The organism is Stutzerimonas stutzeri RCH2 (genome assembly GCF_000327065.1).
Taxonomy (GTDB): Bacteria; Pseudomonadota; Gammaproteobacteria; order Pseudomonadales; family Pseudomonadaceae; genus Stutzerimonas; species Stutzerimonas stutzeri_AE.
Window position 1 is genome coordinate 4066311 of the sequence record NC_019936.1, and the last position, 13350, is coordinate 4079660.

Genomic DNA, 13350 nt, shown 5'->3' on the forward strand with positions numbered 1-13350 from the left:
GCGCTGACCCGCTGCAACGGTCACACCAGATGCCGCACGAACCAGTCACCGGCCAGCCGCGCCACCTGTTCCAGAGTGCCGTGCTCCTCGAACAGATGGGTCGCGCCGGGCACCACCTGCAGCTGATGCACGCAGTGCAGCCGCGCCGCGGCCTCGCGATTGAGCTCCAGCACTTCCAGATCGCGACTACCGACGAGGAACAGCGAAGCGGCCTTGACCCGAGCCAGCGATTGGTCGGCCAGATCGACGCGACCGCCACGCGACACCACCGCGGCGACATCCGCCGGGCGCGACGCCGCGGTGATCAATGCCGCGGCGGCACCGGTACTGGCGCCGAACAGACCGATACGCAATTCGCGCAGGTCCGCCTCGTTGCCCAGCTGATCGACCACGCCGCTCAAACGCTGGCTGAGCAACGGAATGTCGAAACGCAGCTGGCGGGTAATCTCGTCGATCGCCTGCTCATCGGCGGTAAGCAGATCGAACAGCAACGTGGCCAGGCCCAGCTCGTTGAAATAGCGCGCCACGCTCTGGTTGCGCGGGCTGTGCCGGCTGCTGCCGCTGCCGTGCACGAAGACCACCAGGCCAGCGGCGTCAGGCGGTACGCAGAGGTCGCCATGCAGGCGCGCCTTGCCCAGGGTGAAGCGCATCGGTGTCGAGGTCGGTTGGCTCATGCGGGCTGCTCTCCCCGGTTCCAGGCACGCTGCAGCAGCTCGACGACCAGCCGGTCCGGCGTCTGATCGAAGTTCTCGTACCAGCGGCCGATGGCATACAGATCATGAGGCTGATGCAGACAGACGATGCGGTCGGCCAGCGGCTCCAGCTGCGTGACGCTGTCCGGCGCAGCCACGGGTACGGCGACGGTGATGCTGCTCGCGCCACACTGACGCGCTGCCTGCACCGCGGCGCGCATGGTCGCGCCGGTGGCAAGCCCGTCGTCGACCAGGATCACCGCACGCCCGACGATGGCCGGCGGTGCCCGATCACCACGGTAGGCCCGCTCGCGGCGCTGCAACTCATGGGTCTCCTGGGCGACGGTTCCATCTATTTCGGCCTTGGAGACGTGCACGTAGCGCAGGATGTCCTCGTTCATCACCCGTACGCCGCCACTGGCGATGGCGCCCATGGCGAGCTCGCGATTGCCCGGCGTGCCGAGCTTGCGCACCACCAGAATGTCCAGTTCCAGCCCAAGGCGTTGCGCCACCTCGAAAGCCACCGGCACGCCGCCACGCGGCAGCGCCAGGACCAGCGCGTTTTCCCAGCTGCCCTCCTGTGCCAGGCGCTCTGCCAGCGCCGCACCAGCCTGCGTTCGATCGGGGAAAGGAATCTTCAGGGTCATGGCAGGCTCCTCGGCGTAACTGCTGACTGTTAGGAGTCTGGCTCAATAATCGGCCAACGGTAGGCCACCTGCGGCGAAACAACCCAGGGCCGCTCCACCGTCGATCGGACGAATAAAGCGGGGAACGACAAAAGCGTTGCCGCCGACTATATGGCGCCATTAAAGTGCCACTATCCTGTGCCAGCCGATGGATAGATGCCGATGCCCCACAACAACAAGAAACCGGCGCTTTGGCGTGCCCGCACCCTGCTCGTGATGCTGCTTGGCCTGTTATCGCCGTCCACCTCGCTCCATGCAGGCGAAACCCTGACGCTGCTCACCTGGGAGGAATATCTCAGCGAAGCGGTGATCAAGCGCTGGCAGGCCGAAACCGGTGTCGAGATCAGACAGGTCTATTTCGACAGCGGCGACAAGCGCGACGAAATTCTCGCCAAACCCGACCACCAGATCGATATAGCGCTGACCGAGCTGATCAGCTCGACCCGCTTCGGCGCCCGCGGCCTGTTGCAACCGCTCGACGAGCCCAGCCTGGCCGAGCTGCACCGTGCAGCGCCGCGCTGGCGCGACAGCTGCGGGCGCTACAGCGTGCCTTACCTGTGGGGCACGCTGGGCATTGCCTATCGCAGCGACCGTCTGGATTTCGTACCGCACTCCTGGGCCGACCTGCTGAGACCGGCACGCCCGGACGAACCGCACATCATCATGATGGAAGACCACGAGGACATCCTCGCCAGTCCGCTGCTCCTGCTGAAGCACTCGATCAACACCTCGGACAATGACGAGCTGAAGGCGGCGTTCGAACTGCTGGTCAGCCAATCCGAGGCGGTGCTGACCTACGAGTACGTGATTACCGCGCTGCGTAGTCAGCGCCATCTCGAGCGTGCCGATATGGCGCTGGCCTACAGCGGCGACCAGCAAGTGCTCAACCAGGTCGAGGGGGTGGAGGGCGAGCCCTGGCGCTACGTAGTGCCCGAAGAAGGCACCCTGCTCTGGGTCGACTGCCTGTCGGTGCCGAGCATCGCCCGCAACAAGCCCCTGGCCTATCGCTTCCTCAACTTCCTCAACCGGCCGGATATCGCTGTGCTGAACGCTGCCGAGCTGGGTGTCGCCACACCGAACGCCGCCGCTCAGGCGCTGCTGCCCGAGGAGATCCGCAATGATCTGACGATTTACCCGGCGGAGAAGGTGCTGGCGCGCAGCCAGGTCTACGAGATGCGGCCGCTGGAAGCCACGCAGACCCGCAGACGCATCATCAGCGCCTTGATCAACGCCCATGACGCTCGGTAAACGCGCGCTGCTGGTGATCTTCCCGGTCATTCTGATCATCCAGCTGCTCGCATCGACCACCGCCTACCTGACCCAGCGCGCCTCGCTGCTGGGCCTGGAACAGGCGCGCCTGGAGCAGCAGCTGCTGGCATTGCAGTCGGCCTATCTCGACTACGAGGCGTTCAGTCGCAGCGTGCTCTACTCGATCATGGATAGCGAGGCGTTGCTGCTGTTCCTGCGCGAATCCGACACCGCTTTTCGCAACGACACGCTCGGGCTGCGTATTCAGCAGAGCATCCGTTCACTGTCCAACACCGAGCTCTCGTTCGTCTCCTTTGCCGTGCTGCAGCCCGATGGCGAGCCGGCCTACTATTTCGAGAGCAGCCTGTCGCCATTCGCTTCGATGGATGAGACCCAGCGACAGATCGTGGGTGAAGCCAGACGCTCGTCCCGCCCCGGTGCGACTCGCTATGTCGCGCACGCCGACGGCGGACCGCTGTTGCTCGACACCGATTTCATCCTGCCGGCCAGCAGCAGCCGCCCGCTGCCGAGTCAGCGCAGCGAAGCCTTTGCCGTGCAGCTGGCGGTGCGCCCGGAGCGTTTTCTCAAGCTCAAGCGCAGCCTGGAGGAGGAATACGGCGCCGCGGTCGAGATCGAGCTGCACCAGCTGCCGGTCGAGTCGGGCCTGTCTGCTGCAATCGAGCTGTCACCGGCATTGCATGCACGGCTGACGCCGGCGGCGAGCTATACCGCCGAGCGCCTGCAGACTCTGGCGCTGGCCTTTATCGCCGGCGGTTCGCTGATCTGCCTGGTGTCCATCGGTCTGTTGCTGTGGCTGATTCGCCGTTACGTCACCGGCCCCATCAGCCAGCTGGACGACCAGCTCACCGACCTGCTGCAAAGCAAGCGCACCGCACTCGACGAGCCCACCGACGGCGGCGAGATTGGTCGCCTGACGGTCAACATGAAGACGCTGCACGAGCGCAACACCGAAGCGCTGGAGCGCATCCAGGTCATCTCCTGGACCGACAGCCTGACGCAGATCAGCAATCGCGCGCACTTCGGCGTGCTCGCCAGCGCCATGTACGAGCGCTGCCTGCAATCCCACAGGCGCCTGGCGCTGCTGTTCCTCGATCTGGACAACTTCAAGCAGGTCAACGACCAGCACGGTCACGATGCCGGCGACACGCTGCTGCGAATCTTCGCCCAGCGCGTCCGCGGCCTGCTCAAGCGCCATCAGCTGGACCATCCGCAAACGGACGTGGCCTTTGCGCGGCTGTCCGGTGACGAGTTCGCCATCCTGCTGCTGACCGATGCCGGCGACGGCGGGGTCGATGAGTTGTGCGCGGCACTGCTCGATCTTTGCCGCGGCGGCTTTCGCCTGGAAGACCGGCTCTACCCGGTTGGTGTCAGCATTGGCACCGCGCGCTACCCGGACGATGCGGACTCGATCACCCAGCTGCTGACCCGCGCCGACACCGCCATGTACCAGGCCAAGGCCGAGGGCAAGAGCACCGCGGTGGCATTCAGCCGCGAGCTGGAGCAGCGCAACGAGCGCATCCGCCTGATCGAAGAACAACTGCGGGCGCTGGATGGCGACGACCAGCTGCGGCTGGTCTATATGCCGGCGCTGAATCGCGAAGGCACCGTGGTCAGCTGCGAAGTGTTGCTGCGCTGGCATTCGCCAATTCTGGGCACGGTATCGCCTGGCGAGTTCATTCCCATCGCCGAGCGCGCCGGGCTTCATTCACGGATCGACAACTGGGTCATCGACCGTGCCCTCACCGAGTATCCCAAGCTGGTCGAGCTGTTCGGCGCCGAGGTCATCCTGGCGATCAACGTCTCGTCCGCGCAGCTCGCGGATGACCGCATCTGCAGTTACCTGCTCGAGCGGGCCGCGCATCACGGCGTCGCGCCGGGCAGGATCGAAATCGAGCTGACCGAAACCTACGCCGCCGAACTCTGCGCCGGCACCATGGACGTGGTGCAGGCGATCCGGCGCGCCGGCTTCCGCGTCGCCATCGACGACTTCGGCGTTGGCTACACCTCGATCCAGCAGCTGCTCGAATACCCAGCCGACACCATCAAGCTGGACATGGCGATCATCACCCGCCTGACACAGCCGGACATGCAGCAGAGCCTGAGCGCCCTGGTCGCGTTCTGCCATGCGCAAGGCAAGCGGGTGAATGCCGAGGGCGTGGACACGATGGACAAACAGTCGGCGCTGCTGCAGGCCGGCTGTGACCTGTTCCAGGGTTACCTGATCTCGCCACCGCGCTCGCTCGCTGCACTGGAGGACTGGATGGCGGTGCGCAACCGTACCCAGGCTGCGCTGCGCCTGGAACAGCGGGCGCCGCGCGTGGCGTCGCAACCCATCTGAACGACCAGCGCCGCGGCGCTCCGGCCGCACATCCACGCCATCACAGCCTGGCGCCATGCGCGACAAATCATCGCAACCGACAATCCCAAGCCTGGAACGGCGGAAGAGCGGACCGGGCTGATCTACGCTGCAAGGGCACCCTCCACTCATCGAGTGCCTTCGCCATGGACAAGACGCGCGACAAGCTTCTCCAACCCGAACATCACGACCCCTATCTCAAGGCCTGGCATCAGCGCAGCGACACCCTCTGCCCGCAGTGCGGCGCCGCCTACCAGGCCGGACGCTGGACCTGGCACGGCCTGGTGGACGCCAGCACTGCCCAGGAAGCGGTATGCCCGGCCTGCCAGCGCATCGCCGAAAACGTCCCGGCAGGGACGATCAGCCTGCGCGGTGCCTTCGTCAAAGCCCACGCCGACGACCTCTGCGGGCTGATCCGCAACACCGAGGAAAAGGAGAAAAGCGAACACCCCCTCGAGCGTCTGATGACCATCAGCGACGAATCCGATGGCTTGCGGGTGACCACCACCGGCCTGCATCTGGCGCAGCGCATCGGCCACGCGCTGGAAGCGGCCTATGACGGCGATCTGAAAATCCATTACGACGGCGAGGAGTATTACGTCGACGTGCAGTGGCAGCGTGGCTGAGCCGACGCTGCGGCAGTAGCCGGTCCTTGCCTCAGCAAGGCTGCGGCGGCATGCAGGTCGCCGCAGCCTGCCCGCTGGCCGCCAGCAGGTGCAGGTATTCGTCGTAGCGATAGGTCGGCCCGTCGATGCAGGCGTAGCTGCTGCCGATGTAGCAATGCCCACACAACCCCACCCCACAATGCATGCGCCGCTCCAGTGACAGCCAGACCCGGCTGGCCGGCAGACCATGGTCAATGGAGCGGCGTGCTACCGCCAACATCAGCGGCTCCGGTCCACAACAGAACACCCGTGACGGCGCCGCACCCGAGGTCAGTGCCTGCTCCAGCGCGCCCAGCGGATTGCCCTGCGGCCGGCCGTCATCGCCCTGGTCCAGCGTCTCGACCAGCGTCAGCTTCCCGCGCCAGCGCGCCCGTTCCTGCGCCAGCACCTGGTAGGCGCGGTTGCGCGCGGCATAGATCAGCTGCACTTCGCCGGCAGCCGCGTCGATCAGCCCGGCCAGTGGCGCCAGCCCGCAGCCACCGGCCACCAGCAGCAATCGCTCGCCGGGTTCGGGCAGCGACCAGCCGCGGCCGAACGGCCCGCGATAGCCGAGCACGGCCCCCGGTTCAAGCTCGAACAGCGCCGCGGTGAGCGTGCCGGTCTGGCGGATCAGTGCACTGAAGCGTCCCTCGGCATCCGGCGGGCTGACATAGGTGAACGCCGCTTCGCCAACACCGGGCACGGCGAGCATGAAGAACTGCCCGGGCTGCACCACCGGCTCGTCGGCCAGCGGCTCGACGGCAAAGCTGAAATGCCGCGCCGCCTCGCCATCGTCGTAGCACTCCAGCAGGCGCATGGGCCGTGGGGTCAGGTCGATCATGGCTGGCCGATCCTCTTCATCACCTGGTGCACGCCGATGCCGCCGGGGCACACCGCATCGCATCGCCCACAACCGACGCAGCCGTCGCGGCCGAAGCGCTGGCGAAAGTCGTCACCGAACTTGTGGTACCAGAAGCGCTGCACGCGCTGGCCCGGTGTGGCGCTGGGGTTGTGCCCGCTGGCCTCCTTCTGGAAACCCTGGTACAGGCAGGAATCCCAGACCCGCTCCTGCACACTGGCGCCGTCAGGCTGCGCCTGCACGAAGGGCGCGAAGCAGGAACAGGTCGGGCACACCGAGGTGCAGCCGGAGCAGCCCAGGCAGCGCAGGCCGAAGGCTTCCCAGGTCTGGCTGTCGACGGTTTCGCCATTGAGCGCCGCGCAACCGAGGGCGATCTCGGCCTGCTCGCCCTGCTCGGCGGCCACCTGCAGCGCCTGGGCGTCGCGCTGCTGCGCCCAGTCCGCCGGCGCCTGAGCCAGCGTCAATCCGGCCAGTGCGGCGGCGCCGCGCTCGGACGCAACGAGCAACAGCCAGCGTCGTCCCAGCGGGCAGAGGATCAGGTCGGCGGTCTGCGGCCGCACTTCCGGGCCGCTATCCATAATCGCGCAGAAGCCTTGCCGACAGCTCTGCGCGCAATCGAGGCCGACCAGCAGGGTCGCGGCGCGGCGCGCCTGGTAATGCGGGTCGGCGGCGAAAAAACGGTCCTGGTAGGCCAGCGCGGTGAGGTCGCAGGCGGCCAGGCCGAACAGCACCTGCGGGCGCACCTGCGGCAGCAGCGGGATGAACTGGCCGTTCTCGTAGCGAAACTGCGCCTCGCGCTCGGCGAAGAAGAACGCCTTGGCGGAGAACAGCGGCGGCTCGGCCGGCACCGCGAAGGGCTGCGCCGGGTCCGCAAGCGGCTGCCAGCGCAATGCGCCCTGCCCGTCCGGCTGTGGCTGGTAGAGCTGTCGCGCGCGCGCCAGGTGGTTGCGCAGCCGCTCGGGGCTGTCCAGTTCATGGGCCTGCATGTTCGGCCTCCTGCGGGCGTTCCAGCTCGCTATGCGGTGCCTGGCCGGGCGCCAGCGGGGTCAGCGCCACCGCGCAGGCCTTGAGCTCCGGCATATGGCTGATCGGGTCCTGGGCGCTGTTGGTCAGGCGGTTACAGGGCGCCTCGCGGAAGTGGTAGGGCATGGCGACGGTGCCTGGCGGCACGTCGTCGGTGAGGTGCGCGCGGGTCTCAAGCGCGCCGCGGCGCGACGCCACGCGCACGCCCTGCGCCTCGGCCAGGCCCAGCCGGGCGGCATCCTGCGGATGGATGAACAGCAGGCCGGCGGGAGTCTCCCGTTCGAGCAGCGGCGACTTGCGCGTCATCGCCCCGCCGCCGTAGTGGAAATGCAGGCGCTGGGTGGTGAAGCAGAACGGATAGTCGGCATCCGGACACTCGTCCGGCTCGACCTGCGACACCGGAATCAGCTGCGCGCGGCCGCGCGGAAAACACTGCCGATGGAGGATCGCCGTGCCAGCCGGATGCGCAGCGTCGCATGGCCATTGCAGCCCGCCGCCTTGCTCGAGACGCGCGTGGCTGATGGCGCTGAACGGCGGCGCCAGCGCGGCCATCTCGGCGAACACCTCCTCGGCGCTGGCCCAGCGCATGCCGTCGTAACCCATGCACTCGGCCAGTGCGGCGAGAATCTGCCAGTCCGCGCGCGCCTGCCCGGGTGGCTCGACGGCCTTGTGCAGCAGCTGCATGCGCCGCTCGCAGTTGCTGAAGGTGCCGTCCTTCTCGGCGAACGACGCGGCGGGCAGCACCACGTCGGCGAAGCGCGCGGTCTCGCTGAGGGTCAGCTCGACCACCACGAGAAAGTCCAGCGCGGCCAGCGCGCGGGCCAGCTTGTGCTGGTCCGGGTCGGTCACCACCAGTTCCTCGCCGAGCACCAGCAGCGCGCGGAATTCGCCGCGCAGCGCCGCCTCGCTCATGCCCAGCGAGGTCAGCCCCGGCGCCGGCGGCTGCGCGACGCCCCAGGCACGGGCGAACTTGGCGCGCACCTGGGCGTCGGCGACCTTCTGGTAGCCGGGGTAGACGTCCGGCAGGCAGCCCATGTCGCAGGCGCCCTGCACGTTGTTCTGCCCGCGCAACGGGTTGACACCGGTGCCGGGCCGGCCGAGCTGGCCGCAGACCAGCGCCAGGTTGGCCACTGCGATGACGTTATGGGTGCCGCTCTGAAACTGGGTGATGCCCATGCCGTAGGCGATGAAGGCGCGCCGCGCCTGGCTGTAGGCGCGCGCCAGCTCGATCAGCGCCAGCACCGGCACGCCGGTCTGCGCGCTGGTGAGTTCCGGGGTCAGCTCGCGCACATGGGCGCGCAGCGCCGCTTCGTTGTCGCAGCGGCAGGCGAGGAAGTCGCGGTCCTCCCAGGCGTTGGCGAAGATGATGTGCAGCAGCCCGTTGAGCAGTGCGATGTTGCTGCCCACGCGCAGCTGCACGTGCTGGTCAGCCAGCCGCGCCAGCCGGGTGCGCCGCGGATCGACGACGATCAGCCGGGCGCCACGGGCCTGCGCCCGCAGCATGCGCGCGCCGATCATCGCGTGGTTCTCGGTGACGTCGGCGCCGATCACCAGGATCAGCTCGGCCTCGTCGATGTCGGCGATGGAATTGGTCATCGCCCCCGAGCCCAGGCTGCGGCCGAGGCCCGCCACCGAAGGGCTGTGGCAGATGCGCGCGCAGTGGTCGATATTGGCGGTGCCAAGCACCGCGCGAGCGAATTTCTGCGCGGCGTAGTTATCCTCGTTGGTGGCGTGGGCGCAGCTGATCACCCCGACGCTGCTCGGCCCAGCGGTATCCAGCGCGGCGCGAAACTCGCTGGCCACCAGCGCCAGCGCCTCGTCCCAGCTGGCTTCGCGGAACCGCCCGTGCTCCTTGATCAGCGGCGTGCGCAGGCGGTTGCCGACATCGACGGCGAAGCTGCTGGCCCAGCCCTTGACGCATAGCTGCCCGGCACTGACCGGATGCCCCGGCTGCGGCTCCACACCCACCACGCGGCCACCTTCGACGCGCAGGCCGAGCCCGCAGCCGACGCCGCAGAACGTGCATATGCTCGGCACCACCTGCATGAGAATCCTCCCTGGCTACCCCTGGCGGCGAAACCGCATCCGCCGATCAGTAGCGCACCTCGGAAACACGATAGACGCGCCGCGGCGGCCCGAACACCTCGTCCATCTGCGCACGGCTGAGCGGCAGGGTCTGCAGCTCGGTCGCAGCGGGCGCGGCGACCTGCGGGTGGAAGCGTTCATCGCGCAACCGCGAGACCAGGCTGACATACACCAGCCGTCCCTGACGGAAACTCACGTAGATGCCGCCGCCCTGGTAATTGTCATCCTGGCGCGCCTTCTCTCTGACGATCTCCGGCCACTGCGGCGGAGGTTCCCACGCCGGCAGGTAGCGGGCGACGACTTCCGGGCGCAGCGCGCCTATCGCCACCAGCGGCGCCTGCTCGGCCAGCTTGATCTGCGCGGCGAGCACACGGGCATCGGTCTTCTTCTGCAGATCGATCCAGACCATGGTGTAACGCGGCTCTGACGACTCGCGCAGCGATTCGCTGAAGGCGGTCAGCGGACCGTTCTCCATACGCCAGATATTGGCGCAGCCGCTCAGAACGAGACACAGAAGAATCAGCGCGATCCGCATAGCATGCACCCTCACCGCCCGACCACCCGCGCCGGCGCAGTCGACCGACAAGCGGCGCCGCGCACGAACAGCGTGTTACTGCCTGGAGCATAGCCAACCGCCAGCATTTGACGGAGTCGAGCTCTGCGCTCCGCAGTCGCAGCCGGCCAGCCCCGCGCTGCAAGCCGGTTCAGCGATCAGATGATTTCTTCTCCAGCCGCACCCGCCGGATTGGCGCGCGTCGGCATGGCGAGGATCTCCGGCACCACCTCGCGGGCGAACACATCGTGCAGCCGGTGCAGCTCGGCGAACGGATCAGGATGATGATCGACGCGGATGTCCCACAGCGGATATTGCTCCTGGTCGACCACATACACCGTTGCCGACGACTCGCCATGGCGATCGCCGCCCTGCGCATCGCCGGCCGCGAGCGCGGCCATCAGGCGCTCCACCAGTGGCAGATGCGCGCTGCCGACATAGGCCTCGCAGGCGGCCTCCAGCACCTCGCGCCCCTTCAGCCGGTTGCCCTGCACGCAGAACTGCTCGCCGGCGATGGAGCCGGCCCAGGGCAGACAGCGCTCACCGGTCCAGCAGGCGGTACGGCCCTGGTTGTCGACGACCGCGCACTGGCGCAGCTCCATACAGGGGTCGGTGCGCCGCAGCCGTTCCAGCACCTCTGCCGCCGGGCTGAATTCACGCAGGAAGCGCAGGCCATCAATACCGAGGTACGGATTGATCTGCGCCTGAGTCGCCACAGCGCCGACATGCGCCGCCGCGTGGGTCAGCAACTTGCCCACAGCGGGCATGGCGGTGGCAGCGGCCACGCCGAACTGGCCGGTGCGCGGGCAGCGGGCGACGATGGAAAAGGTCATGGGCGTGCTCTCTGGATTCGTCAGAGCTTAGGCCCGGGCCGAGCGGCAAACGTTCAGAGCGGGCGGCTCACTCCGGCAATTCGACACTGACCTTGATCGCCGAGTACCAGGCCGTGACCGCCGCGATGTCCTCGTCGCTCAGCCCGGAGGCGATGACACTCATCTGCGGATGCTTGCGCTCACCGGAGCGGAAGGCCTGCAGCTGCCGCGCCAGGTACAGCTCGCCGTTGCCGGCCAGATTCGGTGCATCGGCAACCTTGGCGATGCCATCGATGCCATGGCACGCCGCGCACGTCTTGGCCTTGGCCTTGGCAGCGGTCAGATCGGCCGCCAGCGCCGGAAGGCAGGCGCTGCCCAGCAGCAGTGCAAGCACCAGACACAGCCACCGCTTGAAATCCATCGACATGCAGGAATCCTCCAATAGCGCCGGCCCGCGCGAACGGCAGGCCGGCGCGACGGCTCACTTGCCCTGGTAGGAGATGCGGTAGATGGCCCCGGCGGTGTCGTCGCTGACCAGCAGCGAGCCGTCCTTGAGCTGCGCGACATCGACGATGCGGCCGTAGTACTCGCCGGTTTCCTCGTCCAGCCAGCCTTCGGCGAAGGGCACCGTCTCGCCGGACGGACCGCTGCCATCAGCGGCAAACGGCGTGAACATCACCCGTGCGCCAGCCGGCACGGTGCGGTTCCAGCTGCCGCGCTGGGCGCTGAACAGGCCGCCGCGGTACTGCTCGGGAAACTGCTTGCCGGTGTAGAAGGTCAGGCCCATGTCCGCGGCGTGGGCGGTGGTTTCCACCACCGGCGGGGTCAGGCCCTCGGGCGGGGTCTCGTCGGCGTACTCGTTGGTACGCACCTGGCCGCCGCCATACCAGGGCATGCCGAATTTCATTCCGGCCTTGGGCGCATGATTGATCTCGCCCGGCGGTGTGTCGTCGCCCATGCCATCGACCTGGTTATCGGTGAACCACAGCTCCTTCGTCGTTGGGTGATAGGTGACGCCCACCGAGTTGCGCACACCGGTGGCGTAGACCTCACGCTTGCTGCCGTCACGCTCCATGCGCACGATGCCGCCGATACCGTGCTGCTCGTACAGCTCGCGCTTTTCCTTGGGCTGCACGTTGTGTGGCTGGCCGAGGGAGATGGTCAGTTTGTTGCCCGGGCTGATGGCACAGACCCGCGCGCCGTGGTTGTAGCTCTCCTCGTCCTTGGGGATCAGCTCGCCGGTCGGCACCACGATGTCGGCCGCCACGTCCGGTCCCTCGTAGAAGAATTCGGCGGCCGGGAACACCAGCACACGGTTGTGCTCGGCAACGAAGAGAAAGCCGTCCGGGCTGAAACAGGGGCCAGGCTGGGTGAAGGAGATCGCCGGAGCGAAGCGCTTCACTTCGTCGGCGGTGCGATTCTTGGTGCGATCGGTGACCGCCCACAGGTCGGTCTTGCGGGTGCCGACGAAGACCACTCCGCTGGACGGCCCGACTGCCATATGGCGGGCATCGGGGACCACGGCGTAGAGATCGATGCGAAAACCCTCGGGCAGCTTGATGCGCTTGAGGTTGTCGCGAATGGCATCGGCGGTGGGGCCGTCCTGGGCAATGGTCTTCATGTCCAGCGACTGGCCGGTGGTCTTCATCGAGCGCATGCGCTCAAGGGCTTCGTCACTGGTCGGCGCCGCAATCGCAGCGGCGCAGCTCAGCGTGAGCAGGGCGCTCAGGGTCAGGCAGGGAATCTTCATGGCACGCACCTCATGGCACCGCCACGCGGGGCGGTCATCTTGTTGTTATGGCGTTCCCGGCGACGAGCTGCGCACCGGGCATGCGGCTAGCTGCCTGCTTCAGCGTAGCGGCCGCCTGGCCATTTACCACTTGAGGTGCCGTGCGGTGTGGATCAGCCCTGGCGCAGCGAAAGGCCCTTGAGGAAATTGCGCAGCAGCTGGTCGCCGCAGGCGCGGTAGTTGCTGTGGCCCGGCTTGCGGAACAGCGCGCCGAGTTCGGATTTCGACAGCTGCAGGTCGGCGGCCTGCAGGATCGCCTGCAGGTCTTCGTCGCGCAGCTCGAAGGCTACACGCAGTTTTTTCAGGATCTGGTTGTTGCTGACCGGCAGCTCCAGCGGCGGCGCCGGGCGGCTGTCGTCCTTGCCGCGTTTGAAATAGATCAGCCCGTCGAGAAAACGCGCCATCGCCTCGTCAGGGCACTCCTGATAGCCGTCCTCGTCCTCGCGGCTGAGCCAGGCGCGAACATCGGCCTCGGCAACCGTGCAGCCGCCCAGCGCGGCGATTTCGGCCATCTGTGCATCGCTGACCTTCAGGGTATAGCGCAGGCTGCGCAGGACGTCATTGTTGAGCATGTTCGCTCCT

Annotated in this window: 13 protein-coding genes; 3 read left to right on the forward strand and 10 right to left on the reverse strand. The window is 67.4% G+C overall.

Annotation, left to right across the window (positions count from 1 at the left end; all coding sequences use genetic code 11):
- Positions 1-20: 20 nt before the first annotated feature.
- Entirely contained in the window at positions 21-674 is a 654-nt protein-coding gene (locus tag PSEST_RS18970; RefSeq protein WP_015278551.1) for a dienelactone hydrolase family protein, read from the reverse strand.
- Complete coding sequence (locus PSEST_RS18975) at positions 671-1339, reverse strand: phosphoribosyltransferase (RefSeq protein WP_015278552.1); 669 nt, start codon at positions 1337-1339, stop codon at positions 671-673. The genes PSEST_RS18970 and PSEST_RS18975 overlap by 4 nt, the downstream gene beginning before the upstream one ends.
- A gap of 201 nt (positions 1340-1540) precedes the next feature.
- Here PSEST_RS18975 and PSEST_RS18980 point away from each other — a divergent pair, with 201 nt between their 5' ends.
- From PSEST_RS18980 to PSEST_RS18990, 3 genes are all read left to right on the forward strand, one after another.
- Entirely contained in the window at positions 1541-2626 is a 1086-nt protein-coding gene (locus tag PSEST_RS18980) for an ABC transporter substrate-binding protein (RefSeq protein WP_015278553.1), read from the forward strand.
- Positions 2613-4985 carry a putative bifunctional diguanylate cyclase/phosphodiesterase gene (locus PSEST_RS18985; protein WP_015278554.1) on the forward strand — a complete coding sequence of 791 codons (2373 nt, stop codon included), beginning with the start codon at positions 2613-2615 and terminating at the stop codon, positions 4983-4985. The genes PSEST_RS18980 and PSEST_RS18985 overlap by 14 nt, the downstream gene beginning before the upstream one ends.
- 164 nt (positions 4986-5149) lie before the next feature.
- Positions 5150-5629 (forward strand): BCAM0308 family protein, encoded by a 480-nt coding sequence (locus PSEST_RS18990; protein ID WP_015278555.1) that lies wholly within the window; start codon positions 5150-5152, stop codon positions 5627-5629.
- Between the two features lie 31 nt (positions 5630-5660).
- Here the strand turns inward: PSEST_RS18990 and PSEST_RS18995 are convergent, their stop codons facing one another.
- The 8 genes from PSEST_RS18995 to PSEST_RS19030 form a co-directional block, all read right to left on the reverse strand.
- Positions 5661-6488: an FAD/NAD(P)-binding protein gene (locus PSEST_RS18995; protein WP_015278556.1), complete on the reverse strand. Its 828-nt coding sequence runs from the start codon at positions 6486-6488 to the stop codon at positions 5661-5663.
- A complete protein-coding gene (locus PSEST_RS19000; RefSeq protein ID WP_015278557.1) occupies positions 6485-7492 on the reverse strand; it encodes a 4Fe-4S dicluster domain-containing protein in 1008 nt (335 codons plus the stop codon). Before PSEST_RS19000 ends, PSEST_RS18995 begins: the two co-directional genes overlap by 4 nt.
- A complete protein-coding gene (gene fdhF / locus PSEST_RS19005; RefSeq protein ID WP_015278558.1) occupies positions 7479-9575 on the reverse strand; it encodes a formate dehydrogenase subunit alpha in 2097 nt (698 codons plus the stop codon). Before fdhF ends, PSEST_RS19000 begins: the two co-directional genes overlap by 14 nt.
- Positions 9576-9621: 46 nt before the next feature.
- Positions 9622-10149, reverse strand: coding sequence for a hypothetical protein (locus PSEST_RS19010; protein WP_015278559.1), 528 nt, complete (start codon positions 10147-10149; stop codon positions 9622-9624).
- A 176-nt stretch (positions 10150-10325) separates the two neighbouring features.
- The gene (locus PSEST_RS19015; RefSeq protein ID WP_015278560.1) at positions 10326-11000 is read right to left on the reverse strand and encodes a DUF1028 domain-containing protein; all 675 of its coding nucleotides are present in this window, start codon (positions 10998-11000) and stop codon (positions 10326-10328) included.
- A gap of 67 nt (positions 11001-11067) precedes the next feature.
- Positions 11068-11406 (reverse strand): c-type cytochrome, encoded by a 339-nt coding sequence (locus PSEST_RS19020; RefSeq protein ID WP_015278561.1) that lies wholly within the window; start codon positions 11404-11406, stop codon positions 11068-11070.
- Between the two features lie 54 nt (positions 11407-11460).
- Positions 11461-12729 carry a PQQ-dependent sugar dehydrogenase gene (locus PSEST_RS19025; protein WP_015278562.1) on the reverse strand — a complete coding sequence of 423 codons (1269 nt, stop codon included), beginning with the start codon at positions 12727-12729 and terminating at the stop codon, positions 11461-11463.
- A 152-nt stretch (positions 12730-12881) separates the two neighbouring features.
- Positions 12882-13340 carry a DUF1456 family protein gene (locus PSEST_RS19030; RefSeq protein ID WP_015278563.1) on the reverse strand — a complete coding sequence of 153 codons (459 nt, stop codon included), beginning with the start codon at positions 13338-13340 and terminating at the stop codon, positions 12882-12884.
- Between the last annotated feature and the right edge of the window lie 10 nt (positions 13341-13350).